At 63.0% G+C, this 25,563-nt stretch carries 24 protein-coding genes; 14 read left to right on the forward strand and 10 right to left on the reverse strand.

What is annotated here, in order from left to right:
* Together tsf and rpsB are read right to left on the reverse strand one after the other, a co-directional pair.
* Complete coding sequence (tsf, locus tag DYST_RS21770; protein WP_239948354.1) at nucleotides 1-879, reverse strand: translation elongation factor Ts; 879 nt, start codon at nucleotides 877-879, stop codon at nucleotides 1-3.
* A 58-nt stretch (nucleotides 880-937) separates the two neighbouring features.
* Nucleotides 938-1,831 carry a 30S ribosomal protein S2 gene (gene rpsB, locus DYST_RS21775; RefSeq protein WP_102303927.1) on the reverse strand — a complete coding sequence of 298 codons (894 nt, stop codon included), beginning with the start codon at nucleotides 1,829-1,831 and terminating at the stop codon, nucleotides 938-940.
* A gap of 346 nt (nucleotides 1,832-2,177) precedes the next feature.
* On the opposite strand from rpsB, the gene map reads away from it, so the two are divergent.
* From map to DYST_RS21815, 8 genes are all read left to right on the forward strand, one after another.
* Nucleotides 2,178-2,942 carry a type I methionyl aminopeptidase gene (map, locus tag DYST_RS21780; RefSeq protein ID WP_102303928.1) on the forward strand — a complete coding sequence of 255 codons (765 nt, stop codon included), beginning with the start codon at nucleotides 2,178-2,180 and terminating at the stop codon, nucleotides 2,940-2,942.
* 144 nt (nucleotides 2,943-3,086) lie between these two features.
* The gene (locus DYST_RS21785) at nucleotides 3,087-3,404 is read left to right on the forward strand and encodes a hypothetical protein (protein WP_239948356.1); all 318 of its coding nucleotides are present in this window, start codon (nucleotides 3,087-3,089) and stop codon (nucleotides 3,402-3,404) included.
* 124 nt (nucleotides 3,405-3,528) lie between these two features.
* Nucleotides 3,529-6,189, forward strand: coding sequence for a [protein-PII] uridylyltransferase (gene glnD / locus DYST_RS21790; protein ID WP_239948358.1), 2,661 nt, complete (start codon nucleotides 3,529-3,531; stop codon nucleotides 6,187-6,189).
* Nucleotides 6,123-7,106 carry a 2,3,4,5-tetrahydropyridine-2,6-dicarboxylate N-succinyltransferase gene (gene dapD, locus DYST_RS21795; protein ID WP_428994000.1) on the forward strand — a complete coding sequence of 328 codons (984 nt, stop codon included), beginning with the start codon at nucleotides 6,123-6,125 and terminating at the stop codon, nucleotides 7,104-7,106. Before glnD ends, dapD begins: the two co-directional genes overlap by 67 nt.
* The gene (locus tag DYST_RS21800; protein ID WP_239948368.1) at nucleotides 7,103-7,459 is read left to right on the forward strand and encodes a Spx/MgsR family RNA polymerase-binding regulatory protein; all 357 of its coding nucleotides are present in this window, start codon (nucleotides 7,103-7,105) and stop codon (nucleotides 7,457-7,459) included. The genes dapD and DYST_RS21800 overlap by 4 nt, the downstream gene beginning before the upstream one ends.
* Before the next feature lies 1 nt (nucleotide 7,460).
* On the forward strand, nucleotides 7,461-8,528 hold the full coding sequence (locus DYST_RS21805; RefSeq protein ID WP_239948370.1) for a VIT1/CCC1 transporter family protein: 1,068 nt from the start codon (nucleotides 7,461-7,463) through the stop codon (nucleotides 8,526-8,528).
* Between the two features lie 452 nt (nucleotides 8,529-8,980).
* The gene (dapE, locus tag DYST_RS21810) at nucleotides 8,981-10,114 is read left to right on the forward strand and encodes a succinyl-diaminopimelate desuccinylase (RefSeq protein ID WP_239948372.1); all 1,134 of its coding nucleotides are present in this window, start codon (nucleotides 8,981-8,983) and stop codon (nucleotides 10,112-10,114) included.
* A 103-nt stretch (nucleotides 10,115-10,217) separates the two neighbouring features.
* A complete protein-coding gene (locus DYST_RS21815; RefSeq protein ID WP_239948373.1) occupies nucleotides 10,218-12,254 on the forward strand; it encodes a S9 family peptidase in 2,037 nt (678 codons plus the stop codon).
* 56 nt (nucleotides 12,255-12,310) lie between these two features.
* On the opposite strand, the gene DYST_RS21820 is transcribed toward DYST_RS21815, so the two are convergent.
* Nucleotides 12,311-14,731, reverse strand: coding sequence for a penicillin acylase family protein (locus DYST_RS21820; protein ID WP_239948375.1), 2,421 nt, complete (start codon nucleotides 14,729-14,731; stop codon nucleotides 12,311-12,313).
* Nucleotides 14,732-14,783: 52 nt separating this feature from the next.
* Nucleotides 14,784-15,599 (reverse strand): phosphodiester glycosidase family protein, encoded by an 816-nt coding sequence (locus DYST_RS21825; RefSeq protein ID WP_239948377.1) that lies wholly within the window; start codon nucleotides 15,597-15,599, stop codon nucleotides 14,784-14,786.
* A 113-nt stretch (nucleotides 15,600-15,712) separates the two neighbouring features.
* Between DYST_RS21825 and DYST_RS21830 the strand changes: the two genes are divergently transcribed.
* Genes DYST_RS21830 through DYST_RS21840 form a run of 3 tightly spaced genes read left to right on the forward strand, consistent with a single transcriptional unit; the run spans nucleotide 15,713 to nucleotide 17,014 of the window.
* Complete coding sequence (locus tag DYST_RS21830; RefSeq protein ID WP_239948379.1) at nucleotides 15,713-16,078, forward strand: VOC family protein; 366 nt, start codon at nucleotides 15,713-15,715, stop codon at nucleotides 16,076-16,078.
* Nucleotides 16,079-16,124: 46 nt separating this feature from the next.
* Nucleotides 16,125-16,613, forward strand: coding sequence for an NUDIX hydrolase (locus DYST_RS21835; RefSeq protein WP_102303937.1), 489 nt, complete (start codon nucleotides 16,125-16,127; stop codon nucleotides 16,611-16,613).
* The gene (locus tag DYST_RS21840; RefSeq protein ID WP_239948380.1) at nucleotides 16,610-17,014 is read left to right on the forward strand and encodes an NUDIX hydrolase; all 405 of its coding nucleotides are present in this window, start codon (nucleotides 16,610-16,612) and stop codon (nucleotides 17,012-17,014) included. The genes DYST_RS21835 and DYST_RS21840 overlap by 4 nt, the downstream gene beginning before the upstream one ends.
* Before the next feature lie 984 nt (nucleotides 17,015-17,998).
* Here DYST_RS21840 and DYST_RS21845 read toward each other — a convergent pair.
* A complete protein-coding gene (locus DYST_RS21845) occupies nucleotides 17,999-19,213 on the reverse strand; it encodes a beta-ketoacyl-[acyl-carrier-protein] synthase family protein (protein ID WP_102303939.1) in 1,215 nt (404 codons plus the stop codon).
* Between the two features lie 3 nt (nucleotides 19,214-19,216).
* A complete protein-coding gene (locus DYST_RS21850) occupies nucleotides 19,217-19,468 on the reverse strand; it encodes an acyl carrier protein (protein WP_239948382.1) in 252 nt (83 codons plus the stop codon).
* Between the two features lie 234 nt (nucleotides 19,469-19,702).
* On the opposite strand from DYST_RS21850, the gene DYST_RS21855 reads away from it, so the two are divergent.
* The 3 genes from DYST_RS21855 to DYST_RS21865 all read left to right on the forward strand — a co-directional run bounded on the left by DYST_RS21855 (nucleotide 19,703) and on the right by DYST_RS21865 (nucleotide 22,555).
* Nucleotides 19,703-20,761, forward strand: a complete 1,059-nt coding sequence (locus DYST_RS21855; RefSeq protein ID WP_239948384.1) for a GNAT family N-acetyltransferase — start codon at nucleotides 19,703-19,705, stop codon at nucleotides 20,759-20,761.
* Complete coding sequence (locus DYST_RS21860) at nucleotides 20,748-21,623, forward strand: arginase family protein (RefSeq protein ID WP_239948386.1); 876 nt, start codon at nucleotides 20,748-20,750, stop codon at nucleotides 21,621-21,623. The genes DYST_RS21855 and DYST_RS21860 overlap by 14 nt, the downstream gene beginning before the upstream one ends.
* 116 nt (nucleotides 21,624-21,739) lie before the next feature.
* Entirely contained in the window at nucleotides 21,740-22,555 is an 816-nt protein-coding gene (locus tag DYST_RS21865; protein ID WP_239948388.1) for a type II CAAX endopeptidase family protein, read from the forward strand.
* Nucleotides 22,556-22,564: 9 nt separating this feature from the next.
* Here DYST_RS21865 and DYST_RS21870 read toward each other — a convergent pair whose 3' ends face one another.
* The 4 genes from DYST_RS21870 to DYST_RS21885 are packed head-to-tail and all read right to left on the reverse strand — an operon-like array spanning nucleotide 22,565 to nucleotide 25,425.
* Nucleotides 22,565-23,815, reverse strand: a complete 1,251-nt coding sequence (locus tag DYST_RS21870) for a DegT/DnrJ/EryC1/StrS family aminotransferase (RefSeq protein WP_239948390.1) — start codon at nucleotides 23,813-23,815, stop codon at nucleotides 22,565-22,567.
* Nucleotides 23,766-24,209 (reverse strand): DMT family transporter, encoded by a 444-nt coding sequence (locus DYST_RS21875; RefSeq protein ID WP_239948391.1) that lies wholly within the window; start codon nucleotides 24,207-24,209, stop codon nucleotides 23,766-23,768. Before DYST_RS21875 ends, DYST_RS21870 begins: the two co-directional genes overlap by 50 nt.
* Nucleotide 24,210: 1 nt before the next feature.
* Nucleotides 24,211-24,576 (reverse strand): EamA family transporter, encoded by a 366-nt coding sequence (locus DYST_RS21880; protein WP_102303946.1) that lies wholly within the window; start codon nucleotides 24,574-24,576, stop codon nucleotides 24,211-24,213.
* Between the two features lie 9 nt (nucleotides 24,577-24,585).
* Nucleotides 24,586-25,425: an alpha/beta hydrolase gene (locus tag DYST_RS21885; RefSeq protein WP_239948393.1), complete on the reverse strand. Its 840-nt coding sequence runs from the start codon at nucleotides 25,423-25,425 to the stop codon at nucleotides 24,586-24,588.
* Nucleotides 25,426-25,563: the final 138 nt, after the last annotated feature.

Genomic DNA, 25,563 nt, shown 5'->3' on the forward strand with positions numbered 1-25,563 from the left:
TTAGCCCTGCATCGCCTTGGCCACTTCGGCCAGATAGTCTTCCTGCACCTTCTCGATGCCTTCGCCTACGGCCAAGCGGATCACCGCTACAACGTCAGCGCCTTCCTTCTTCAGGACGTCACCCACGGTGGTGTTGGTGTCGAGCACGTACGGCTGGCCGACCAAGGTCACTTCCGAGACGATCTTGTTGATCTTGCCGGAGATGATCTTTTCCAGGATGTCGGCCGGCTTGGCCTTGTCCTTCTCGGTCATCTGGCTCAGCGCGATTTCCTTTTCCTTCGCGATGAACTCGGCCGGGACGTGTTCCGGCTTGATGTGCGGCGGGTTCATGGCCGCCACGTGCATGGCGATGCCCTTGGCCAGCTCTTCCGAGCCGCCCTTGAGCGCCACGATCACACCGATCTTGCCGCCGTGCGAGTAGGTGGCCAAGGGGTCATCGTTCGCGACGTGGGCAATGCGGCGCACTTCGATCTTCTCGCCGATGGTCGCGGTCTGCGCCTTGGCGGCGGCCTCGACGTTGTCGGCGCCCGGGAAGGCGGCAGCCTTGGCGGCGTCGATGTCGGTAGCGCCCGAAGCCAGCACGGCCTCAGCGATTTCGTTGGTGAACTGGATGAAGTTCGGCGCCTTGGCGACGAAGTCCGTCTCGCTGTTCACTTCGACCAGCACGGCCTTGCCGTTGGCCTGGGCCGTGGCAATACGACCTTCAGCGGCGACGCGGTCGGCCTTCTTGTCGGCCTTGGCCAGGCCGGTCTTGCGCAGGTATTCCACAGCGGCGTCAATGTCGCCGTTGTTTTCGACCAGCGCCTTTTTGCAATCCATCATGCCGGCGCCGGAGCGCTCGCGCAGTTCGCTAACCAGTTTTGCGGAAATGGCGGTCATCTGGGTTCCTCAAAAGCTTTGATGCGCCCCGACCCTTGCGGGTCGGGGCAGGGAAGGCTTACTCGCCGTCCGACGAGGGTTCGTCACTGCGGCCGCTGCGGCCACCGCGACCACCGTCACGACGCGGTGCGCCGGCACCCTTCTTGGCCGGGCCGCGATTGTTGCGGTCGTCACGGCGCGGGGCAGCCTTGCGCTCTTCCTTGGCAACCGGGTTGCCTTCTTCGTCGAGTTCAACGAACTCGTTGGCGTCGCCCTGGGCGGCAGCCGGCGCAGCGGCCTTGCCTTCCAGGATGGCGTCAGCGGCAGCGCGGGCGTACAGCTGGATGGCGCGGATGGCGTCGTCGTTGCCCGGGATGGCGTAGTCGACCAGTTCCGGGTTGTAGTTGGTGTCGACCACGGCGATGACCGGGATGCCGAGCTTCTTGGCTTCCTGCACGGCGATGTCTTCATGACCGATGTCGATGATGAAGAGGGCGTCCGGCAGACGGTTCATGTCCTTGATGCCGCCCAGCGAATTCATGAGCTTGTCGCGCTCGCGGCGGCGGGCCAGCACTTCGTGCTTGACCAGGCGGTCGAAAGAACCGTCGGTCTCGGCGGCTTCCAATTCCTTGAGGCGGGCAACCGACTGCTTCACGGTGCGGAAGTTGGTCAGCATGCCACCCAGCCAGCGGGCGGTGACGAACGGCATGCCGGCGCGTGCGGCTTCTTCAGCCAACGGCTCGCGGGCCGAGCGCTTGGTGCCAACGAACAGCACGGTGCCGCGCTTCTGCGCAATCGCCGAGAGGAAGTGCATCGCATCGGTGAAGAGCGGCAGCGTCTTCTCGAGGTTGATGATGTGGATCTTGCCGCGGGCGCCAAAGATGTACGGGGCCATCTTCGGGTTCCAGTAACGGGTCTGGTGACCGAAATGCACGCCTGCTTCAAGCATCTGGCGCATGGTGACTTGTGCCATGGGTAAAACTCCGATTGTTGGGCCGCCCTGGTTCAAAGGGGGATTGGCCCGGGGGTTGGGACCTCCACGCATCCCCGGCTTCGACCCCGTCAGCCCAATTCATGGAAGGCTGGTCAGGGCACCCCGAAGGCGGTGTCGACGCGTGTGTGGCGTTTTAGGTGTCCAATCAAGGACTTGTAGGGGTTGTACCGCAAGACGGTTACAATCTCCCTCCGCTTTGCAAAGACAGCCGAGGCCGTAGAAACGGATATCTCGGGTCAGCAAAACTTCGAAATTATAGCCGGCGTGCCGGCGGTGCGGCAAGTCGCTGGATTTTCAGCCGGTTAGTCGCCATGTGAGTGGAACTATGGCAGTCACCCTTAAAACTCCCCAAGACATCCAGGCCATGCGTGAGGCCGGCAAGCTGGCGGCCGAAGTGCTCGCCATGCTCAAGGAGCACGTAAAACCGGGCGTGACCACGGAAGACCTCGACCGGCTGGCCTACGAGCACATTGTGAACGTGCAGAAGGCGATTCCGGCGAATGTGGGCTACAACGGCTTCCCCAAGACGTTGTGCACCTCGGTCAATCACGTGATTTGCCACGGTATCCCCACCCCGGGCAAGGTGCTGAAGGACGGCGACATCATCAATCTCGACGTGACCGTCATCAAGGATGGCTGGCACGGCGACACCAGTCGCATGTACTTCGTGGGTACGCCCTCAGTACTGGCCAAGCGGCTGGTGGACACCACGTATGAAGCCATGATGCACGGCATTCAGGCGGTACGTCCGGGTGCGACGCTGGGCGACATCGGCGCGGCCATCCAGAAGCACGCGGAAGCCGCCGGTTTCTCGGTGGTGCGTGAGTACTGTGGCCACGGTATCGGCAAGGTCTATCACGACGAGCCGCAGGTGCTGCATTACGGTCGGTCGGGTACCGGGTTGGAACTCAAGAAAGGCATGACCTTCACGGTCGAGCCGATGGTTAATGCGGGCAAGCCGCAGACCAAGCAACTGCCGGACGGTTGGACGGTAGTGACCAAGGATCATTCGCTGTCGGCGCAATGGGAGCACACCATTGCAGTGACGGACGACGGGTTCGAAATCCTGACGTCCTGGCCGGACCAGTAAAACGCAAAAAGCTTCGCCTTCACGTCATCTGGACACCCCGAATCGCAAGTGCATGCGACGATCGCAGCTCGGGGTGAGATAACTGAGATGGAGGAAGGGGAAGTGCGCAAACTATTCAGCGTTTTCGCAGTCGGGGCGTTTCTGATGGCCAGTCTGGCCATAGTGCCAACGTCGGCACGGGCCCAGACCAGCGGCGTGTCGCTGCTTTGCGGCGGTAGTGATATTTGCGAGGTGAGCGTGGCAAACACCACGTCGCCTCAGCCGCTCCACTACGCATGGTCTTTCAACAGCAACGGACTGAATGTCATCTATCCGGCCAACTGTACGGACAAGGACACCTGCATGTTCTATTGCCCGAGCAAGCAGGGTCGTATCCAGGCCAGCGTGACGGTCACGGACGCTAACTACCAGTTCATCGGTTCGGCCTCGTCCATGGCCATGTGTACGGCACAGCCGCTCTAAACGCAGTGCCCGAAGGCCCACCGTCAAACGGTGGGCCTTCCCTGGTGGATGCATCCGCCTTTTCCCGTACCGCGCTTGCTATCGTTGACGCCTGCTTTCTTTCAGCTTCGATGGCATCGCGCACGTGACCGATTCCCTTCTGCCGATCCGCCTTCCGCCGCTACCGCGGCTGCCGGTGGCCGTGCCTCGCTCTGGCGTGTCGACCGAGGCGAGACGGGCGTTGCGCCAGTTGTTGGGTGACGTGGATCGCGCGCTCGCCACCTCGTTTCGCGACGGGGCCGATGCCACCGCATTGGCCCGCCGACGTGGCGATTCGGTGCAGCGCATCGTGGTGCATGTGTGGACGGCCTGCCTGGGCGAAGTCACCGATGCTGCGTTGTTTGCCGTTGGGGGATTCGGACGTGGGCTGCTGTTTCCCCATTCGGACGTTGATCTGCTTGCGCTGGTCGGCCCGTCGGAGCCAGCTCGCCTGCGTGCGCTCGAGCAATGCTTTGCCACACTGTGGGACATCGGACTGAAGGTCGGTCACGCCGTACGTGACCTTCCGCAATGTCGAGCGTTGGCGAAGCAGGACGCCAGCGTGTTCACCAGCTTGCTCGATGCGCGACGGCTAGTGGGTGATCCGGTGATGGAGGCCGGGCTGAAGGCCATTGTCGACGATCCGTCGATGTGGCCGCCAGCGGAGTATCTGGCAGTGCGCCTGGCTGAGCGGGACGCACGCCACGCGCGTTACAACGACACGGCATACAACCTCGAGCCCAATCTCAAGGATGGTCCTGGCGGTTTGCGCACGCTCGATGCGTTGCGTTGGCTGGGGCGCCGCCTTGCGCATGCGGACGACTTTGACGACATGGTTGTAGAAGGCCTGCTCGATCCGGCCGAGAAGGATTCGCTCGAACAATCCGAAGCCACACTTCGTCGCTATCGGTATGCGCTTCATCTGGAAGCGGGGCGTGCGGAAGAGCGTCTGCTGTTCGACTACCAGCGAGCGCTCGCCGCGCGACTGGGCTTCCAGGACGAGCACGAGAAAAACCTCGGCGTGGAGCAATTCATGCAGGGCTATTATCGCGCCGCCAGCCAGGTCGAGCGATTGGGCGTGCAGATTGCCGAGCGATTCGAGGAAATGTTGGAGCCACCGGCGACGCCGCAGCCGGTAGGCGAGGATTTCGTACGCTGTGGCAAGCGCTTGGCGCTGCGCGATTCCGATCTCTTCATGCGTCGGCCGGCCACGCTGGTCGAAGCGTTCATTGCGCGGCTCGGCGAGCGAGGCATCACCGGCTTTACAGCAGATACCATGCGACGCATGCACCAAGCGTCGGCGGTGTTGGAACGTACGTTGGGTGATGATCCGGACGTACTGGCAGCCTTCCTGCGTTTGCTGCGACTGGGCGCACCGGCGGTGGAGGCGATGTGGCGCATGAATCGCCACGGTCTGCTCGCCGCGATCCTGCCTGCGTTCGGCAAGGTATTCGGCCGCATGCAGTACGACCTGTTCCATGTCTACACGGTCGACGAACATACGCTGCGCGTATTGCGCAACGTCGCGCGCTTTGCGGACGCAGAAGCCGCGAACGACTTTCCCATTGCCTGCAAGATCTGGCCGACGCTGCCGAAGCCGGAATTGCTCTTGCTGGCGGCGCTGTTCCACGACATTGCCAAGGGGCGTGGCGGCGATCATTCCGTGCTCGGCGAGGAGGACGCACTCGCGTTCGGCCGCCGGCTTGGGTTATCGGAAGAAGATATTCAACTGGTCGCCTGGCTGGTCCGCTGGCACTTGCTGATGAGCACGACGGCGCAGCGGCAGGACATTACCGATCCCGATGTGGTGCATCGCTTCGCTGACACGGTGGGCACGACGGAGCGGTTGGATTATCTGTATCTGCTGACCATTGCCGACATCATCGGCACGAGTCCCAAACTATGGAACGGCTGGAAGGACAGGCTGCTCGCCGACCTCTACACGTCCACCCGTTATGCGTTGCGCAGCGAGGACGAACTGCCTTCCGATGCGGATGCGCGGGTGCGTAGCTGCTGCGATCAGGCGCTGGCGTTGCTGCAGGAGGAAGGGTTCGGCGCCGATATCTGTCAGCGCGTTTGGCGTGGATTTCCCGAGTCGAGTTTCTTGCGCCACCGGCCGGAACAGATCGCCTGGCAAACGGCGGCCATCGTGCGCGCCAAGGGCGAGACGCCGCTGATCGAAGTTCATCCGAAGTCGGTGCGCGGTACCACCGAATTGTTTGTCTACGTGCCTGATCGCGACGGTTTGTTCGCCGCTGTGACGGCCATGTTGGACCGCCTGCATTTCTCCGTCATGGAAGCGCGCGTCCTCAGTTCACCGACGGGCATGGCGCTGGATACCTTCCTGCTGCTGGAATCGGATACACAGCAGCCCGCCACGCCCGAGCGTGCGGACGAGTTGAAACAACGCCTGCATCGTGCGTTGTCGCAGCCGGGTCATGTGCACCAGCCATCGCGTCGGAGCATGTCGCGCCATCTCAAGCATTTCCAGGCCACGCCGAAGATTTCCTTCAGTACGGTCCAGGGCCGCACGCGCTTGGCACTGGTGTGTAGCGATCGTCCTGGCCTGCTCGCTGCCGTAGCGCAGGGCATGACGGATGCCGGTGTTCGCGTGCACGATGCACGCATCGCGACCTTCGGCGAGCGCGTGGAGGATTTCTTCCTCATCACCGACCGCCACGATGCACCCCTCAGCGTCGAATTGCAGGATCGCCTGTTGCACGCATTGCTCGAGCGGCTGGGGCCGGCAAAGGAAAGGCGGGCCTGACTCGCGATAGACGGCTTTTCTTGTCAGAATCACGTGTCCCCGCGGCCTTCGCATGGCCGCTTCTTCCGATATTCATAGCTGTGAGCGCCATGCAAACCATCGAAACTCTTATCAACGATGCCTTTGACCGTCGCAATGACCTGACCCAGGCTGAGATCGACACGCATTTGCGTCCGGCCGTGGAGCAGGTGATCGACCTGCTGGAATCCGGCGAGCGCCGCGTCGCCGAACCCGACGGCAAGGGCGGTTGGACGGTGAACCAGTGGATCAAGAAGGCGGTGCTGCTTTACTTCCGCCTCAACGGCAACCGCGTGGTGGATGGCGGCCCGGCGCTGGCCTTCGACAAGGTGCCGCTGCGTTTTGCACATGGCAACGATGTGGAGCTGGAAGGTTTGGGTGCGCGCGTGGTGCCAGGCGCGCTGGTGCGCCGTGGCGCCCACATCGCGAAAGATGCGGTGCTGATGCCAAGCTACGTCAACATTGGTGCTTATGTTGGCGCGGGCACCATGGTCGACACTTGGGCCACCGTGGGCTCGTGCGCGCAGATTGGCGCAGGCGTGCATCTTTCCGGTGGCGTGGGCATTGGTGGTGTGCTGGAGCCGCTGCAGGCCAACCCGACCATCATCGAAGACAACTGCTTCATCGGCGCGCGCTCGGAAGTGGTTGAGGGCGTGATTGTGGAGAAGGGCAGCGTGATCGGCATGGGTGTGTTCCTCGGCCAGTCCACGCGCATCTACAACCGCGCCACCGGCGAGATCAGCTACGGCCGCGTGCCTGCGGGCAGTGTGGTGGTAGCGGGCAGCCTGCCGGCGAAGGATGGCTCGCACAGCTTGTATGCCGCCATCATCGTCAAGCAGGTGGACGAAAAGACGCGCAGCAAGACCGGCATCAACGAGCTGCTGCGGAGCGCTGAATGAGCGTGACCCTGTACGGCCTCACCACCTGTGACACCTGCCGCAAGGCGCGTAAATGGCTCGATCGCTTCGAGGTGGCTTATACCTTCGTTGACTACCGGGCGAATCCTGTGCCGGCAACCACGCTCAAGGCGTGGGCGCAGCAGTTGGGTGGCTGGGAAAAGCTGGTGAATAAGTCGTCCACCACGTGGCGCAACCTGCTTCCGCAGCGCAAGGACCCAGGCAGCGATCCGGAGTGGACCTTGCTGCTCAAGGAGTATCCCGCGCTCGTGCGCCGTCCGGTAGTCGTTCAAGACGATGGCTCGGTCAGCGTGGGCTTCACGGACAACGGCTTCAAGAAGCTGTTTGGCCAGTGACATGACGAAACCGCGCTCGGCACGGCACTACCGCACCAACCTGCGTATCGAGCGCGACAATGCTGTGCTTTACGACAACCTCGCCGAGCTCGCCTCGGACGAGCCGTTGCGTCGTGCTTATCGTCGTATTGCCGACGGCGAGCGTGCGAATGCAACGTTCTGGGAAGAGCGCCTGAAGCAGATGGGGGAGGCGGTGCCTGCTGCCCGCGTGGGTCGGCGCGTGCATGTGCTGACCTGGTTCGCGCGTCGCTTTGGCACCGAGTTCGTGATGCCAACCGTCGTGCGCCTGGAACATGCGGATCATTTGCCGACACCGGTGGATCGCAGCAGTCATCGGGATCATTTCCAGGAACCCGCTGCGCCTGTCACGCGAAGCGGCCGCCATCGCACGCAGAGCGGCAATACGTTGCGTGCCGCTGTTCTTGGCGCCAACGACGGCCTGGTCTCCAACGCCAGCCTGGTGATGGGCATGGCCGGTGCCGCATCGGGCGACCACGCCATCCTGCTGGCGGGTTTCGCTGGTCTGGTGGCGGGTGCGTGCTCCATGGCGCTGGGTGAGTGGCTGTCGGTCAACAGCTCGCGCGAGTTCTATCAGGCGCAGATTGCGGCACGTGCGGAACGGCTGGCGGTGTCACCGGAAGATGGTGCCCTGAGTCTTGCGGGTATCTACCGCGACAAGGGTTTGGAGCCGAAGACGGCGGATGCACTGGCGGAGCAGATCTCCGAGCGGCCGCGTACGGCGCTCGACACACTGGTTCGCGAGGATCTGGGCATTGACCCGGAAGAGCTTGGCGGATCGGCCTGGGGTGCCGCGATCTCTTCGTTCTGCCTGTTTGCGTTGGGTGCACTGTTTCCTGTCGCGCCGTATCTCTTTCTCAAGGGTGGTGCCGCGTTCACCGGCAGCATCGTGTCGGCGGTTGTGGGATTGGTGTTGATCGGCATGGGCACCGCCTTGTTCACAGGGCGCAGCATGGTGTTCTCGATCGCACGCCAGTTGGCCATTACCGTGGCTGCCGCCAGCGTCACTTATGTCGTGGGACATGTGCTGGGCGTCGCGCTGGCGGCTTGATCGCTGGCTGTTTGCCGATGGGTCCAAAAAAAGCCCGCCGGAAGGCGGGTTTTTTTCGCTCAACGCAAACGTCTGACAGGCTTTTTCATCGTTGCCGTTGGGATTCGCGTTCGGTGTCTTCGTCTTCGGCAACGGAAAATCCTTGGATTTCCAATTTTGCTGGAACAACAGCCCACCCTGATGGCTTGCCTGATTCGCATCGTGCTGCGGTGACTCCGATGTCGAAGCATGCGAGCCGGCGCCAATGTCCTGCCTCATGCTGTTCACGAGGCCGGCCAGGCTGTCGGACACAGCCGTTCTCCTTGATGAAAGCTATGTGTTCGTATGTATACGATGGCTTACCAACGAATGCTGCGCCGCTCAAGGGGGGGGGGGCCAGTGTCTTCCGGCCAAGGCCCCCCGGGGGCAGCCTTGCTATTCTCCATAGACCTCACTGATCTCCCGCAGGCCCTATGTCGGACGTTCTCGATCTCGCTTCTGAATTGATTCGCCGCCGTTCGGTGACGCCCGACGATGCCGGTTGCCAGGCACTGATCGGCGAGCGCCTGAAAGCGGTGGGCTTTCGGGTGGAGCATTTGCGTTTCGGGGAGGTCGACAACCTGTGGGCGACCCACGGCAGTGGCGGTCCGTTGCTCGTGTTCCTGGGGCACACCGACGTGGTGCCGTCTGGGCCGGTCGAGAACTGGAAGAGTGACCCGTTCGAGCCGACGATCCGCGATGGCTATCTGTATGGCCGCGGCGCGGCCGACATGAAGGGCGGCGTGGCGGCGATGGTGGTGGCGCTGGAGGCCTTCGTGAAGGCGCATCCCGATCACCGCGGGCGAGTCGGTCTGCTGCTGACCAGCGACGAGGAAGGGCCGGACAATCTCGATGGCGTGCGTCGCGTGGCCGAGCACTTTCGCGCCACCGGCGAGCGCATCGACTGGTGTGTGGTGGGCGAGCCTTCGTCGAAGGAGAAACTGGGTGACCTGATCCGCGTCGGGCGACGCGGTTCGTTGTCGGGCACGTTGCTGGTGCGGGGTATCCAGGGGCATGTGGCGTATCCCGAGAAAGCGCGCAATCCGATCCACGCGTTCGCGCCCGCGTTGGCTGAGTTGGCAGCGGAGCGCTGGGACGAGGGCAACCAGGATTTCCCGCCGACGTCTTTGCAGGTGTCCAACCTCAACGCAGGCACCGGTGCCAACAATGTGATTCCCGGCACGCTGACGGCGCTGATCAATTTTCGCTACAGCACAGCGAGCCGCGCGGAAGACCTGCGCAAGCGCGCCGAGACCATCCTCGACAAGCATGGCGTGGATTGGCAGATCGAGTGGACGCTATCGGGCGAACCGTTCCTCACGCCACCCGGTGGCGCGGTGCGTAACGCGGTCGTGTCGGTGTGCAAAGAGCTTTGCGGCATCTCGCCGGAAGAGAGCACTGGTGGTGGTACCTCCGACGGTCGCTTCATTGCACCGCTGGGTGCGGAAGTCGTGGAGCTGGGGCCGGTGAATGCCACCATTCACAAGGTGGACGAATGCGTGTCGGTGGCTGATCTGGAAAAGCTGCCGGCGCTGTATGAGGCTGTCTGCAGGCGTCTGCTCGATTAGCGAACGGCGATGCGCATGCATCGTCGCTCTGGTTCGTGTTTGTTCGAGGTCATTGCTTCACCGGCAAGTAACTTTCCCTCACGCACGTGTAAAGGAGATATGCATGCGCAAGCTATTGCTCGTGGCGGCCATCGCGGCCGCTTGTGTGGCCATCCCCTCGTGGGCTGATGTCCCTGCTGCATCGACGAATGCTCCACTGATCGAACGTACCGCGTTGTTCGGCAACCCCAGCCGAGTGGCGGGGCGGCTGAGTCCCGATGGACAGTGGCTCGCGTGGATCGCGCCACGCGATGGTGTGCTGAATGTGTGGGTGGCGCCTGTGGATCATCTGGATCAGGCGCGTGCGTTGACCGACGACAAGGCACGCCCCGTTCGCCAGTATTTCTGGGCGCCAGACTCCTCCTCCATCCTCTACGTCAACGACAAGGGCGGCGACGAAAACTTCCTGCTCTACAAGGTGGGCGTGAAGGATGGCAAGGCGCAGTTGCTAACGCCTTTCCAGAAAACGCGCGTGGAGGTTGTCGGCACTAGCACGCACATCAAGGACCGCATCCTGATTGGTGTGAACAATCGTGATCCGCGCTGGCACGACGTGTACAGCGTCGATCTGAAGGACGGCAAGCTCACCAAGGTGTTCGAGAACACCGGCGACTATGCTGCTTTCACCGCCGACGATTCGCTCACGCTAAGGTTGGCCTCGAAGGCGCGTCCCGATGGCGGCACCGACTTCTATCGATTTGAGCAGGGCAAGGTGGAAGCCAAGCCATTCGCCAGCGTGGGGTTGGATGATTCGCTCACCACCGCTCCGCTGAGCTTCACCGCCGACGGCAAGACGCTGTACTGGATCGACTCGCGCGATCGCGACACGGCGGCATTGGTTGCGCAAGACGTAGCGAGTGGCAAGACCACCGTGCTTGCGGAGAACCCCAAGGCCGATATCGACGACGTACTGACCGATCCGAAGACAGGCAAAGCGCAAGCCTATGCCTCGCAGTACCTGAAAACGGAATGGACGGCCATCGATCCGGCGGTGAAGGGTGACCTCGATTTCATCAAGTCGGAGCTCAAGGGCAATATCGGCATTAGCTCGCGCACCGATGCGGACGATGAGTGGACGGTGACCATCGACCCGGTGACGGCGCCGGCCACCACCTATCTCTATGACCGCAAGGCGAAGAAGCTCGACAAGCTGTTCGTGAATCGCCCGGAGCTAGAGAAGGTGACGCTGTCGCCCATGTATCCGGAAGAGATCCGCACGCGTGACGGCCTCACCGAGGTGTCGTACCTGACGCTGCCCGCTGGCAGCGACAAGGCGCATGCCGGTCGTCCGGACAAGCCACTGCCCTTGGTGCTGTTTGTGCACGGTGGTCCCTGGGCGCGTGACACCTACGGTTACAACAGCTACCACCAGTGGTTGGCTAATCGCGGCTACGCGGTGTTGTCGGTGAACTATCGCGGCTCGACCGGCTTCGGCAAGAAGTACATCACTGCCGGCAACCTGGAGTGGGCCGGCAAGATGCATGACGACCTGATCGATGCCGTGCAGTGGGCGGTGAAAAACCACATCACCGAGCCGGACAAGGTAGCGATCATGGGTGGCTCATATGGCGGCTACGCCACGCTGGTCGGCCTGACCTATACACCCGATACCTTCGCCTGCGGCGTCGATATCGTGGGCCCGTCGAACCTCAATACGCTGCTCAAGACTGTTCCGCCGTACTGGGAAGCGCTCAAGGTGCAGTTCTACAACCGCATGGGCGATCCCTCCACGGCCGACGGCCAGAAACTGCTGCATGATCGCTCGCCGTTGTTCAAGGCCGACGACATCAAGCGCCCGTTGCTGATCGGACAGGGCGCCAACGATCCCCGTGTGAACCAAGCGGAGTCGGATCAGATCGTGAAGGCCATGGACGCAAAGAAGATCCCCGTGACCTACGTGCTGTTCCCTGATGAAGGCCATGGCTTTGCGCGTCCGGAGAACAGCATTGCCTTTAACGCCGTAGCCGAGCAGTTCCTGGGCAAGTGCCTGGCGGGCCGGGTCGAGCCGATCGGCAACGCGCTGAAAGCATCGACGGCAACGGTCCCGCACGGCAAGGAGTTCGTGCCGGGATTGTCCGAGGCTATTCAGTCGACCAAGTGACGCGGGTCTTGGTGCGGTAAAGAAAAGAGCCGCCCTTGGGCGGCTCTTTTCTTCGCTTATCCCTTGGCGGGAAGTAGTGTCAACGTGTGTTGGTCCGGCCCCGGCAGCAGCGGCGTCGGTCGTCCGTTTACCCAGTCTTCTTCGCCCGCGCCGTGGTACGGCGACAGCGGGTTGTCGCTCTGGCCACCGGGCATGTGCAGGATGCTCTGTGCATCGTGACCGGGCATGGCGTCCAGGCGTTCGGAGGCGCCGAAGCCGGGCGAGACCACGCGGGGCATGTTGTGATCGCCTGCCACGGGCTCGTCGGGCATGTCGAGGAAGCGGCCGATGAAGCCGGGCAGGGCACGCGACAATGGATGGCGGATGTCCGTGCGGTTGTGTTCACCCCACGTGTGGGCGGCGAGGCCGCCCGGCTGCTTTCCAAGTTCATCCGCTACATCGTGCGCGGCTGCGTTGAGCAACGCATTCCAGTTGTCGTATTTCGGATCCAGCAGATTCATGGGGCGATCGCGCACCATCGTCCACACCGCGGCTTCGGCATCGACCAAGCCTGGCCAGGCGAAATCATCGTGCTTGGCTTTCACTTCAGCAACGAAGGGAGCAAGCGCTTTCTCTTTCACCTTGTCGCGGAAGGCGCGTACCAATCGATAGTCCACGCTGTCGATCGATGCGCGGCCAATCCATGTCGCTGTGAGCTGGCGCAGTTGTTCCAGGTCTGGATCGTGCGTGCCCGCCAACGTGTCCTGCAGCAGGCGCTGCCAGCGCGTGAGCAGCACGGCGCGGTTGTCGAGCTGCACATCGAGCATGTTGCCAGGGGTGAAACTGTTGCGGGCGCGTAGATCGTCGCGAATCTGCTGTGCTCGCGCGCCCAGGTCGTGGCCGCCGTTGCCGAGCAGCTCCAGCTCCGCGCCATCGATGGTGCGGTTGTTGGCAGTCCACAGGCGGCCGTCGGCGGGATCTTCGATGCGTGGGTATTGCGATGCCTCGGCGCACCCCGTCCAGCCAGTGTCAGCAGCGGACCAGTCGGCCGGCAGCTGCGGGTCAAAGCCTTTTCGCAGTGGAATGCAGGTGCCGGTGACAGTCCAGCCGATATGGCCGGCACTATCGCCGGCGAGCAGATTTTGCGGTGGCATACCCATGCCGGGTGCTAGATCGAGCGCGGCGTGCGCGCTGTCGGCATGCTCCAGCTGCATCATGCCAAGGTTGTAACCACGCGGTCGGTCGCCGATCCAGGCCAGCGCCAGCGGCGTGCCGTCCAGGTCCTTGCCCATGATCGGGCCCCAGCGTGTGCCTTCCACTTTCAGGGTGTGGCTGGGAGCGTCCTTAATGCGGATGACTTCGTCGTGCGTCTCGATGGTGGCCCAACCTTCGGGCACCTTGTAGCGGGAGGTGTCATTCGGGTCGCGCTGCACGCGCACCCAGTCGGCCCAGTCGCCGTAGCTGTTGGTGAAGCCCCAGGCAACCTGGCCGTTCGAGCCGACCACCAGCGCAGGCGTGCCGGGCAGCGACACGCCGTTGGCGTCGCGTTGGCCGCCGGGTGCGGTGGTATCGGGATAGCGCAGGCGCACGCGGAACCAGATGTTGGGCACGCGCAGGCTCAGGTGCATGTCGTTCGAGACGATGGCAGCGCCGGTTTCGGTCAGGCTACCGGCAACGGCAAAGTTGTTGCTGCCCGGTCGCGCCGCATCCAGCGCGGGAAGCAGGGCAGCAGTCACCGCGCTGCTATCACCGCTGGTAGTGGGAGCTGCCTTCCGCAGGTCGAACACATCGGCGCCTGGGATCACCGGTGGATGCGAGAGATCGCCCTGCAGCGGCGCCTCCCAGTCCGGGTCGGGCGAGAGCAGGAAGTCCGCGACCGGCGCAGGCAGTACGTTGCGCAACTGGGCCATGTGCAATTCGCGCTCGTCGCGGCCGTCGCCATTGAGGTCCAGGTACATCGCTGCGATGACGAGGAAACTGTCCTCGGGGCGCCACGCCTGCGGCTTGGTGCTGAGCAACAGGTATTCCCATGGCTTCACATGCAGGTGCGCGAGACCGGCGTTCACGCCCGCGGCGTACAGGTCCAGCGTGTGCTTCTGGTCCGGGGGCAAGGCTGCATAGGCAGCTTCCGCCACGCTGCGCAGGCGATGACGGCGATGGTTGAGGTCGGTATCCAACGCCTTCGCACCCACGAGTTCGGACAGTTCGCCCGCCGGTAGGCGGCGCATCAGGTCCATCGCGAAGAAACGCTCCTGCCCATGCACGTAGCCCATGGCGTAAGTGACGTCGTCGCGGCTCTTGCCCTGGAAGGTGGTCGTGCCCAGTGCGTCGCGGGTGACCGCGACCGCATCGCCAAGGCCAGGGAGCTTCACATCGCCATCGAGCTGCGCGCGGCTGCCCGCCAGCAAGAACCACCCGGTGGCGATCGTGCCCAGCACCAGGATCAGCAAAGTCCCAAGAAAGTAACGAAGCCAGCGGAAACGTCGGGGTCGGGTCATGGCGCGAGTGGCTTGGTCCGGAAGAAGGAGGAAAGACCGCCGACGTGCGCGGTCATGGCGTGGATTGCGAAAACACCGCGAAGATCCCGGCGTAGGGCTTCACCATGAACGTGGGCGCGCCGGCGTAGCCTTCACCCTCCACATAGAACTGCGAAATGGTGCCATCCAGGTACAACGCGTCGCGGCAGCCGATTTCTTCCTTGAACAGTCGCGCGAAGGTGTGGAAATTCACCGGCGCCTCGCTCACGGCGAACACGACGTGGTGTGGGGTTTTCGCACACACGCCGCTGCGCCACTTGAGGCTGTTGGAGTCGTCGATGAACTGATCGTTGAGCTTGCCATCGATTACCAGCATGGGGCCGGACTGGCTGGCCCATTGGGCCGTTTTCCCCGCCGCCTTGAACGCGGCGCTGGTCTGCACGGCGGCGTGGCCGTCGGGATAGATGGCAAATACGCCGTTGGGTAGCAGCGAAAAATTGCCCGAAGCGGGATTGCCGTGGGCAAGGTTGAGTGGCACCGAGGTCTTGCCGTTCTCCACGTACAGGCCCAGTGGCGCGAACTGGCGGTCGTAGATGCCTGCATTGGCGGCGAACAGCATGCGGCGGTTATGCGACATACCCCATTGGCGCAACGCATTGATGGTGCCGAAAGGCTCGCCGCTTTCCGGGTCCTTCCAATGCAGGCTGAGCGTTTCACGCTTCAGGTCGATGCTGACTAAGCGGAAGTTCTGGCCCTCGAAAATCTCTTCCTTGCTGGTTACCGGTTGCGCCTGGTGGTCACAGCCCGCTGCCAGCACAACGGCACAGGGCAGCAACCAGCGCAGCGAACGGCGCAGACAGGGCAAGAGGTGGCCTGAGACGATGGACATGCCACGATGGTCGCCGCCCAGACCGGGCGGATGCAAGTCCGGCGAGACGCATGATTGAAGAAAGGAAGCCAGCTAGCATGTCTGGCCATCCCCATAGAGCTAGGGAGCGGCGCATGCGTGATCTGGATACGGTGGAGATCAAGGCCTTCGTCCCAGCGCGGGACTACGCGCTCAGCCAGGCGTTCTACCGCGACTTGGGCTTCGAGGAGGGCTGGTCCGATAGCAACCTCACCTACTTCCGGCGCGGCCACACCAGCTTCCTGCTGCAGAACTTCTACGAGGAGGCGTTGGCGGGAAACTTCATGATGCACTTGCTCGTGGCGAACGTGGATGCATGGTGGGCGCACGTACAGGACTGCGCCGTCATTGACCGCTATGGCGTGCGGTTTGTGCAGCCGCAGGATCAGCCTTGGCGCATGCGCGACTTCGTGCTGACCGATCCTAGCGGGGTACTGTGGCGGATCGCGCAGAACCTCTGACACCCTGCCTGACTATACTGGCCGCTTTCCCCACCGTAGCGTATCGATGCCATACACACCCATCGTCGCGACTCTCGGCTATGTGTTGTCGCCGGATCGTCGGCAAGTCCTCATGATCCACCGCAACTCGCGGCCCGATGACATGCATCTGGGCAAGTACAACGGGCTGGGTGGCAAGATGGAGCCCGAGGAAGACATTGCCGCCTGCATGCGCCGCGAGATTCTCGAGGAGGCTGGCATCATTTGCGAGTCGATGTCGCTGCGCGGCACGCTCAACTGGCCTGGTTTCGGCAAGCAAGGCGAAGACTGGCTGGGTTTCATCTTCGTGATCGACCGCTACAGCGGCACGCCCCTCACTTCCAACCCGGAGGGCACACTGGAGTGGGTGCCCGTCGACCGGTTGATGGAGCTGCCGATGTGGGAGGGCGACCGCCACTTTTTGCCGCTGGTGTTCGACGGTGACCCGCGGCCGTTCCATGGGGTGATGCCGTACAAAGACGGTCGCATGCAGTCCTGGGCGTTTTCGCGGCTGTGAGCGGACAGATCATCCGCATCGTTGCTGCGGTGATCCGCGATGAACAGGGCAGGGTGTTGATGGTGCGTAAGCGTGGCGCGGCCGTATGGCAGCAGCCGGGTGGCAAGCGCGACGCGGATGATCACGATGACTTGCACACGTTGGCGCGTGAGCTGCACGAGGAACTGGGGTGCGTCATGCGGCGTGAGGGTGCGCGATGGTTGGGGCGGTTCAGCGCACCGGCGGCTAATGAGCTTGGGCATGTCGTTGAGGCCGAGGTTTACGAGGTCGCAGCGGACGGGCTTTTCGTTGCTCGGGCGGAGATTGAGGCGGTGTGCTGGGTCGACCCGGTGACGCCGGGTGATTTGTTGATTGCCCAGTTGAGTCGGGAGTCGATTTTGCCGTTGGTGGCGGGGGCGTAGGGTTGGGGTGAGGGGTCAATCTGACCTCGCGGCTTCATAAGAGCCGTCATCCCTGCGAAGGCAGGGATCCAGTGACGTTGCTTTCGGTTGTCGCGAGACGGCGACCTGGCTCGCCTGCGGCGGGCGTTTCGCCCTCCTACCGGAGGCCGAGTCACTTTTCTTTGCATGCCCACGCACGCGCAGGAGCGCGTGCGAACGGCGAAGCCGGCCCGAAGGGCGGAGGGCAGGATGCCCGGAGTAAAGAAAGTAACCCGAAGAAAGGGCACCCCCACTTGGCGCTGGCCGGTGAAGCCGGCCAGTTCGTGAGGGGTGGCCGGGCTTTTCGATGGGGCTCCTGCCCCGGCGAAAAGGGATCGGCATCCCTGCCGATCCCCCCTGCGGGCCTTCTCGTCCACCCCTCACCGCCGCACAGGGGGCCCGACGGTCAAAGGCGAAGGCGGACGGCTCGTGCAGCTGCGCTGCACATCGCGGCAGGTCGCGTTGCTCCTGCTTTAGTGCAGAAAGGCAAGGCAGACGGACACCGCAGTTACGTGGCGAGCTCTCCACAGGGGTAGGGAAGCGTAGCGCTCTCTTTCCCTAGCCTCAGCGATCGGGAAGCGTAGCGAAGCCTGCTTTAAGTCCTCTCCGCGACGGCACGTTGCGAAGCGCATTGAAGTACCCGCTGTGTAGAGGCGGAGGTTGCCAAGCAACGAACTGCCTCAACCGTTCGGGCTTATCCCATCGACATGCTGCGAGCGTTGGCCTATCAGGCCATTTCTTTGGGTTACTTTTCTTTGGACCAACAAAGAAAAGTGACCCGCCCTCCGGCAGGAGGTCGAAACGCCCGCTGCGTAAGCGGCCAGATTGCGGGAACGTACGAGGCGACAACCGAACCCACGGCTACTGGATCCCTGCCTACGCAGGGATGACGGTTTCATCGAAACGCTGAGGCGAGCACCCACCCCTCACCCAAACCCTCTCCCCGGAGGTGAGAGGGAGCAAACCTCACCCCATGCGCCTAACTGCGACCACCGCATTCAACCCGCCAAAAGCAAACGAGTTACTGATCGCCACATCCACCTTCCGCTCCCGCGCCACATTCGGCACATAGTCGAGGTCGCAGGCTGGATCGGGTTCGAGGTAATTGATCGTGGGCGGCACGATACCGTCATGAATCGCGCCAATGGCCGCCACCAGTTCCAGTGCACCACCAGCGCCGAGCGCGTGGCCGTGCATCGCCTTGGTGGAGGACACCAGCAGCTCCCGCGCGTGTGCGCCGAACACGCGATGGATGGCACGCGTCTCGGTGCTGTCGTTGGCTACGGTGCCGGTGCCGTGGGCGTTGATGTAGTCCACGTCTTCCGGTGACAGGGCGCCATCGCGCAGGGCCATGTTCATCGCGGCGGCTGCGCCGACGTCGGATGGCGCGGCGATATCACCTGCGTCCGAACTCATGCCGGTGCCGACCAGTTCGCAGATGATTTCCGCACCGCGCTTCTGCGCCGATTCGAGTGTTTCGATGACGTACATGGCTGCACCTTCGCCCAGCACCAAGCCGCGACGGCCCTTGCTGAAGGGGCGGCAGGTGTCGGGTGCGAGCACACGCATGGCTTCCCATGCGCGCAGCGTACCTAGCGTGATGCAGGCTTCGGTACCGCCGACCACCGCGGCATCGACCATGCCGGAGCGGATCATCATCGCGGCTTGTGCGAATGCGTGATTGGAGGACGCACAGGCACTCGCCACCACGAAGGCAGGGCCGGTGATGCCGTAAACCATGCTCACCTGGCTGGCCGGTGCGTTCATCATCATGCGCACGATGCCAAGCGGGTGGAATCGGCCCTGATGTTCACCGTAAAGACGCTCGTAGAGATCGTCGCGTGTCGTTTCGCCACCAACGCCCGTGCCGATGACCACCGCTGTGCGCGTTCCGGCCTCGCCCTGAAAGCTGATTCCCGATTGGCGAATGGCCTCGTTGGCCGCGATCAGGGCGTACTCGCTGAACGGGTCCAATAGCGTGCGGCGTGCTTCATCGAAGAAGTTGGCGGGATCGTAATCCGCGACTTCCGCCGCGATGCCGCCGTTACGCAGCTGTCCGGGCTGGATGTGGTGGATCGGGCCGATGCCGGCCCGGCCTTCGGTCATCGCTTTCCATACGGAAGGCGCGTCGTGGCCGAGCGCGCAGATCGCGCCCATGCCGGTGATCACGATGCGGCGCATGAGTTATTCGCTGGCCTTCTGGGCAACCTGACGCTCGATGGCTTCGACGAGCTGGCCGACGGTACCGTTATCGAAGTCGGTGTCTTCGTTGGGCAGGTTGATGTTGAAGTGCTCTTCGATGTCGAAGATCACTTCGATGGCGTCCAGGGAAGCGATGCCCAGATCCTTCAGGGTGGACTCCGGCTTGATCGTGTCGAGCTCGATCTTGGCCTGCTTGGCGATGATGTCGAAGGTTTCCTGCTGAACATTGCTCATGTTTGCTTTCCTGATTCCCATAGCGCCGGGTCACGTGGCATCCCCCCCGGATACCATTACCCAAGCCTGACGAACCGTCAGGACAAAGTCCAGAACGCTACCTCACAAAGCAGCACGTTCCATGCTCCCCCTGGTGCCTTTCACCAGTCTTTTCGGTGGCAAAAGCCTCGCTGACCGTGCTTGGGTGGGGTGGGGCGTCGTATCCTATGGCCTTGTGACTCGTGGGACTGTCGCGTGCGGTACCTCAATCAGCTCGAGCCGGACGCACTGGTGGCCCGGTTCGACGAACATCCACCTATCGATTTCAGTGTCATGCGGGTCGCGGATACGCCGGCCTTCGTCGCGCCGTTTGATCTCTTGACTACCGCCGACGATGACGTACGGAAAAAGCTGACGGGGGCTCCAGGCTATCGCTGGTGGGGTCGCTTGTTGCGCTGGCGTACGGCGTTTGTGGGGACTACGGTGTCCGAGTACGCGCTGTTTCCCCGCGATGCGCAGCCTGACGTATTGGCCAAAGCCTTGCGCGAGCAACTGGGCCGCCGCCAGCGGCTGATGATCGTGAAAGACGTTCCGCAGGCATCCCCTCTGTTTGACCGTGCCACCAACGATTGGTGCGCACAGTTCATGGAGGCCTGTGATTCGAACGGTTTTGTGCTGCTCGAAGGACAGGCACTGGCCTATGTCCCGATCGATTTTCAGAGCGAAGACGAATACCTCGCGCGCCTGTCGTCCGGCCGGCGCAAGGACATTCGCCGCAAGTTGCGCAAGCGTGACGACGTGGCAGTGGAAGCCATCCGTTGTGGCGACGCTGTATTCGATGACGATGCCGTCATTGATGCCTACTACGCGCTTTATGAGAACGTCTTCGCACAAAGCGAGATCCACTTCGACAAACTCAGTCGCGACTTTTTCGCCGCCGTGCTGCGCGACGTGTCGAACGGCGGCGTGGTGTTCGTGTATCGCCACGAGGGCGTGATGATCGGCTGGAACCTCTGCTTTGTGGTGGAAGGCAAGTTGATCGATAAATACGTGGGCTTTGCCTATCCGCAGGCACGCGAGCAAAACCTCTACTTCACCAGCTGGTTCCACAACCTGGCATTCGCGCGTGAACAAGGGCTGACGCATTACGTGGCGGGCTGGACCGATCCGCAGATCAAGTCGTATCTGGGCGCACAATTCACCCTGACGCGGCACGCGATCTATCTGCGCAATCCGCTGTTGCGAGCAGCCGCGCGCAAGTTGGGCAAATTCTTCGAGAGCGACAGCCAATGGGCAGCGAATGAACAGGCGTGAACCGCTGATTCTGGATTTCGACGGCTCGGTCGGCCCGATCCCGGGTGCGACGGAGATCGCGTTGTCCGACTGGCAAGAGGCCATCCGCTTCGGCTGCACGGTGCGCACGTTCAATCGTCTGCGTGACTACCTCGATCGGACGCTGCCGGAAAACTACGGCACGGTGTTGATGGGGTCGGGTGATTACCACCACCTGACATGGCCGTTGGTGCAGCGTCAGCGTGCTCGTGGCCCATTCCAATTGGTGGTGTTCGACAACCATCCCGACAACATGCGTTTTCCGTGGGGCATCCACTGTGGATCGTGGGTTCGCCGCGTGGCCATGTTGCCGTTCGTGACCCACGTGCACGTGGTGGGCATCACTTCGGGCGACATCAGCGCTAAGCACGCGTGGGAGAACTACCTGCGTCCACTTCAAGCGGGCAAGCTCACCTACTGGTGCATGGATGTGGACGTGGATTGGGCGGCGAAGCTGGGGCTGAGTGATGCTTTCCGTCGTTTCGACGATCCTGACGCGCTCACCTGCGCGTTTGTGCAGCAATTGAAACAAGCGCCGCAGCCGACGTACCTATCTATCGACAAGGATGCTTTCAGCGTCGATACCGCGCGCACCAATTGGGATCAAGGGCGCCTGGAAGAGTCGCATGCCATGGCCATCATCGATGCTCTGCGAGGCCGCATTGTGGCGAGTGACATCAACGGCGAGGTGTCGGCGTACCGGTACCGCGCTTGGTGGAAGCGTCTGCTGAGTGGCATGGACGGGCAGGAGCCTGTGCCACAGAGCGAACTGGATGCATGGCAGGCGCAGCAGCGATCATTCAACACGCGCCTGCTGGCGGCCATTGCCGAAAGCAGCGTGTAACCGAGGGCGTTGACCATCGTCCCTGCCGGTAGTCGCGTGGTTGCCGGCCAGGACAGGTGATTTGCAGGCGTGTCGAGAGCCGGCTTGTTCCGGCGTTATCCGAAGCGATGCCACCCATGACCGAACACTTTCCCGCCAGTCGCCGTGCACTCGTGTATCTCGCCATGGCCTTCGGCATTACCTGGGTGGCATGGGGCATCCTGGTCGTGCTCGCCCAGCGGCAGTTCACGAGCTATGGCGCATGGCCCTACATGACGTTGTACGTGTTGGGTGGATTGGGGCCGACCATCGCCGCCTACCTGGCCGTGTGGCGCACGCCGGAACAGGCGCCGGTGCGTGAGTTCAATCAGCGCCTGTTGCGCTGGCGCGTGCGTCCCGTGTGGTATCTGCTGGCGCTGGGCCTGCCCCTTGCATTGGGCTTCATCGCCATCGGCGTCGCGGTGGCGCTGAAGCCTGCGCTGGGAGCCTCGGTCGATATCAAGTCGTGGTATCTGTTTCCGCAGTACCTGCTGATGACCATCATTGGTGGTGGACTCGAAGAATTCGGCTGGCGTGGTGTCACGCAAGAGGAATGGGGGCGAGTCATCGGCCCTACGCGTGCAGCGCTGCTGATTGGACCGATTTGGGCGCTATGGCATCTGCCATTGTTCTTCCTGCCCGGTGTGGTTCAGTACCACGCGAGCTTCGAGCTGTTCCTGGTGGGCATCATGGGTAATGCGCTGCTGTTGGGCTGGCTCTACAGCCGCACGCGCAGCATTCTGCTGTGCGTGCTCATGCACGCGGCAATCAATGCGGTGCTGATGATGGGCATAAACGTGCCGACGGGCATGGGTATGGGCCTGGTGGGGCCGTGCCTGAGCCTTTGCGTTGGCGCCCTGTTGTTCCTGTCGATGGGACGGCGATCGGAGCAGCAAGAGACCGCCGCGCGCTGAGCGTGGTCGTCAGGTTGCTGCGGCGCGCTCCAGCGTCGTGCAGATCGACTCGAACGTCGTCTCATCCAGCCACGGGCTGTTGGTGATAGTGAGGGACCGCGCAGCGAAGCTGCGCGCATTCGGCAGTGGCGTATCGGCGACGATCTCGCGCAGATAGCCGTAGTCGGGCAGGGCATGGATAAACAGGCGGCTGACGCCGAGTCCGGCTGTCCACAGCGTTTCCAGCGCGGCATCGCGCCTTGCCTCGTCCCGCAGCGTAAGCAGCAGGAATGGCCACACACCCTGCAGGCCGGGCCTGTCGTCGAACACGGTGATGCCGGGAATCCGGCGCAGGCGTTCCACGCGGCGTAGCGCCTGCGCCCGTGTTGCGTCGAGGAAGGCTGGCAAACGCGGCAACGCACGTGCGCCGACGGCCTGTCGCCATCCACTCACCGTATGCAGCGGAATATCCGGGCCGAAATCATCGCCGACGGCAGCGACAGGATCGTTCTCTGCCAGCGCCTTACGCAGTGGGCGTCCATAGGCGAGCGACAGCAGCGATGGGCGATAGGCCAGCGTGTAGCCGATCAGCTCCAGCGCGCGTTGCCAGTCCATCTTCGCATCAGAGTGGATAGTGGCGTCATGGCTGGCGGCGAACGCATCGCGCAACACCGGGTCGCGCGTCAGCAGCAGGCCGCCCTCGAACAGCGTGAGGCCTTTGCCCACGGCGAGACTGAAGAAACCGGCGTCCCCGAGCAGGCCGACGGTGTGTTCGCCGTGCTTAGCACCAAGCGCCTGGGCGGCGTCTTCCAGTACGTAGGCGCCCATGCGATGTGCAACGTCGAGCGCTGCGTTTACGTCGGCCACCCGGCCCGCGAGATGCGTCGGTACGATGGCCAGCGTGCGTGGCCCTGCCAGGGTGCAGAGCTGGACGAAGTCCATGTCGAAATGATCGGTAGCGAGATCGCACAAGCGAAGCTTGAGTCCCGCGCGATGGATGGCAAGTGCCACCAGCGGACAGGTCCACGCGGGAACGATCACTTCGTCGCGTTGCGGTCGCAGGCGATGCATCGCGCGCAACGCCACCACCATGGCGGCGGTGCCGGAGCATTCGAGTTGCAGATGATCCACACCGAGCCAGTCGGCGACACGTTCGGCGAACGGCGCGCGGCCGGGCCAGAGGTCGGTCAGGCGCAGCGGCAGTCCGGCAGTGGGCGGCAGCTCGCGCACGTCATTTCCCGGCAGCGACGCCCAGCGCACCCTTGGCTTCGGTCGGTGCATCGCCTTCCGGATGCGCACCGCTCTCCGCGAAGGCCAGGCAGATGATGCCCGCCACGATGGTGGCCGCCCCGAGTACACGCGGCAAGGTCAGCGGCTCATGGAACAGCCACACGGAGAACAGCATTACGCTCACCACTTCCAGATGGGTCACGGCGAATGCGGGACCGATCGGCGCGTGCTTGAGCAGCGTCATCCAAGTGAAGAAGTTGCCGACGTAGCCGATCACCGCGACGTAGATCCACGGATGGCCGAACACGCGCACGATCCACGCCCAGTTTGCTTCGGGCGGAAAGGCATGGTCGCCGGCGTACTTAAAGCTGAGCTGCACGAGCGTGTCGAACAGCACCAGGATGGTGAAGCCGATGGCGTAGAAACGGACAAGACTCTTCGTCATTTCAGCCGCCCCCCGCCACGCCGACAATGCATACACCCGCTGTCACCAACAGGATGCCGGTCACGCGCAACGGCGTCAGCTTCTCTTTGAACAGGATGCGTCCTGCGATCATGACCACCACGATGTTGATCGAGCCCAGCAGCACGCCTTCCGACAGATCGACCAGCGACAGGAAGGCGATCCACACCAGGAACTCGGCGACGTACGAGAACACGCCGATCCAGATCCACGGCCGTGCGGCCATGTACTTCCAGCGGGCGAGACCGTCACCGGCACGCGGATCGCCGGCCGCTGCCTTGAAAGACAGCTGGCCGACGGTGTCGAGCGTGACGTTGAGCAGCCACAACGCAATCACCAAAGGACTCATGGCGAGTCCTCAGGCCGCAGCGCGGGCGGCGGGTTCGTAGGTGGCGGCAATCTGGCGGAAGAATTCCGCCGAACGATCAGTCAGTAGGCGACGTTCCCGATCCACCGTGATCATGTGGTAGCTGTCCTTCAGCCACAGTGTTTCCACCGGGCCAGACACCGATCGCTGCACGAGGTAAGCGTTCTCGATGCTGGCGATATCGTCCTCGGTCGCATGGGCGATCAGGCAGGGCGCGGTCACCTTGGGCAGCTCGCGCTTCACCACGGCGGCCATGTTGTACATCTCAGCCAGCGACGGCCACGGGTTGCCGGGCAGGCCGGCTGCGGCGCTGTCGCCGCTCAGCATGGCGCCGCTGATCTGCGCGCGCAGGCGCTCGTCGCGGATGCCGTACGGTTCCTCCTCGTGCACCATGCGGTGCTTGCCGATGCCGAGCTTGTGCAGCATCGGCAGCAGGAACGAGAACTTGCCGAACCACGGAATCGCCCAGCCGTCATAGCGGAAGGTGGCGCCATACACGCCCACGCCCTTCACCCATTCCGGGCGCTCGGCGGCGAGCTTGAGCGCCAGCACGGCACCCATGGACAGGCCGGCCACGAACAGGTGGTCCACCTCGTGGCGGTACTTCTCCGCCGCGGCTTCCACGCTGGCGTACCAGTCTTCCCAGCCTGTTTTCAGCAGATCGTCGACGTCGCCGCAGTGACCCGCGAGCTGCATGCCGTAGACCGAATAGCCGGCACGGTTAAGCCCCTTGCCGAGGAGACGCATCTCCGTCGGGGTGCCCGTCAGGCCGTGAATGAGCAGCACGCCGCTGCGACCGCCTTCGTAGCGGAACTCAACATTCTGAATCACAGGAGAGCTCCGGTGCCGCAGGCGATGGGGATGGGGCGGCGCGATGCGCGCAGGGAAAAGGGACCGTAAACCATGAAGCTAGTCTGAGGGTCCACCCTTTCCAAGAACTTTCGGCTTTCCGGACCGGGGGTTAGGAGG

Source organism: Dyella terrae (assembly GCF_022394535.1).
GTDB lineage: Bacteria > Pseudomonadota > Gammaproteobacteria > Xanthomonadales > Rhodanobacteraceae > Dyella.

Bases quoted from the DNA above. Each gene is read 5' to 3' on its own strand.
- DYST_RS21820 (WP_239948375.1), bottom strand. From the start codon at position 14,731: ATGACCCGACCCCGACGTTTCCGCTGGCTTCGTTACTTTCTTGGGACT.
- DYST_RS21865 (WP_239948388.1), top strand. From the start codon at position 21,740: ATGACCGAACACTTTCCCGCCAGTCGCCGTGCACTCGTGTATCTCGCC.
- DYST_RS21880 (WP_102303946.1), bottom strand. From the start codon at position 24,576: ATGAGTCCTTTGGTGATTGCGTTGTGGCTGCTCAACGTCACGCTCGAC.
- DYST_RS21835 (WP_102303937.1), top strand. From the start codon at position 16,125: ATGCCATACACACCCATCGTCGCGACTCTCGGCTATGTGTTGTCGCCG.
- DYST_RS21860 (WP_239948386.1), top strand. From the start codon at position 20,748: ATGAACAGGCGTGAACCGCTGATTCTGGATTTCGACGGCTCGGTCGGC.
- DYST_RS21800 (WP_239948368.1), top strand. From the start codon at position 7,103: ATGAGCGTGACCCTGTACGGCCTCACCACCTGTGACACCTGCCGCAAG.
- dapE (WP_239948372.1), top strand. From the start codon at position 8,981: ATGTCGGACGTTCTCGATCTCGCTTCTGAATTGATTCGCCGCCGTTCG.
- rpsB (WP_102303927.1), bottom strand. From the start codon at position 1,831: ATGGCACAAGTCACCATGCGCCAGATGCTTGAAGCAGGCGTGCATTTC.
- DYST_RS21805 (WP_239948370.1), top strand. From the start codon at position 7,461: ATGACGAAACCGCGCTCGGCACGGCACTACCGCACCAACCTGCGTATC.
- tsf (WP_239948354.1), bottom strand. From the start codon at position 879: ATGACCGCCATTTCCGCAAAACTGGTTAGCGAACTGCGCGAGCGCTCC.
- DYST_RS21785 (WP_239948356.1), top strand. From the start codon at position 3,087: ATGGCCAGTCTGGCCATAGTGCCAACGTCGGCACGGGCCCAGACCAGC.
- map (WP_102303928.1), top strand. From the start codon at position 2,178: ATGGCAGTCACCCTTAAAACTCCCCAAGACATCCAGGCCATGCGTGAG.
- DYST_RS21845 (WP_102303939.1), bottom strand. From the start codon at position 19,213: ATGCGCCGCATCGTGATCACCGGCATGGGCGCGATCTGCGCGCTCGGC.
- DYST_RS21870 (WP_239948390.1), bottom strand. From the start codon at position 23,815: ATGCACCGACCGAAGCCAAGGGTGCGCTGGGCGTCGCTGCCGGGAAAT.
- DYST_RS21875 (WP_239948391.1), bottom strand. From the start codon at position 24,209: ATGACGAAGAGTCTTGTCCGTTTCTACGCCATCGGCTTCACCATCCTG.
- DYST_RS21825 (WP_239948377.1), bottom strand. From the start codon at position 15,599: ATGTCCATCGTCTCAGGCCACCTCTTGCCCTGTCTGCGCCGTTCGCTG.
- DYST_RS21830 (WP_239948379.1), top strand. From the start codon at position 15,713: ATGCGTGATCTGGATACGGTGGAGATCAAGGCCTTCGTCCCAGCGCGG.
- DYST_RS21850 (WP_239948382.1), bottom strand. From the start codon at position 19,468: ATGAGCAATGTTCAGCAGGAAACCTTCGACATCATCGCCAAGCAGGCC.
- DYST_RS21815 (WP_239948373.1), top strand. From the start codon at position 10,218: ATGCGCAAGCTATTGCTCGTGGCGGCCATCGCGGCCGCTTGTGTGGCC.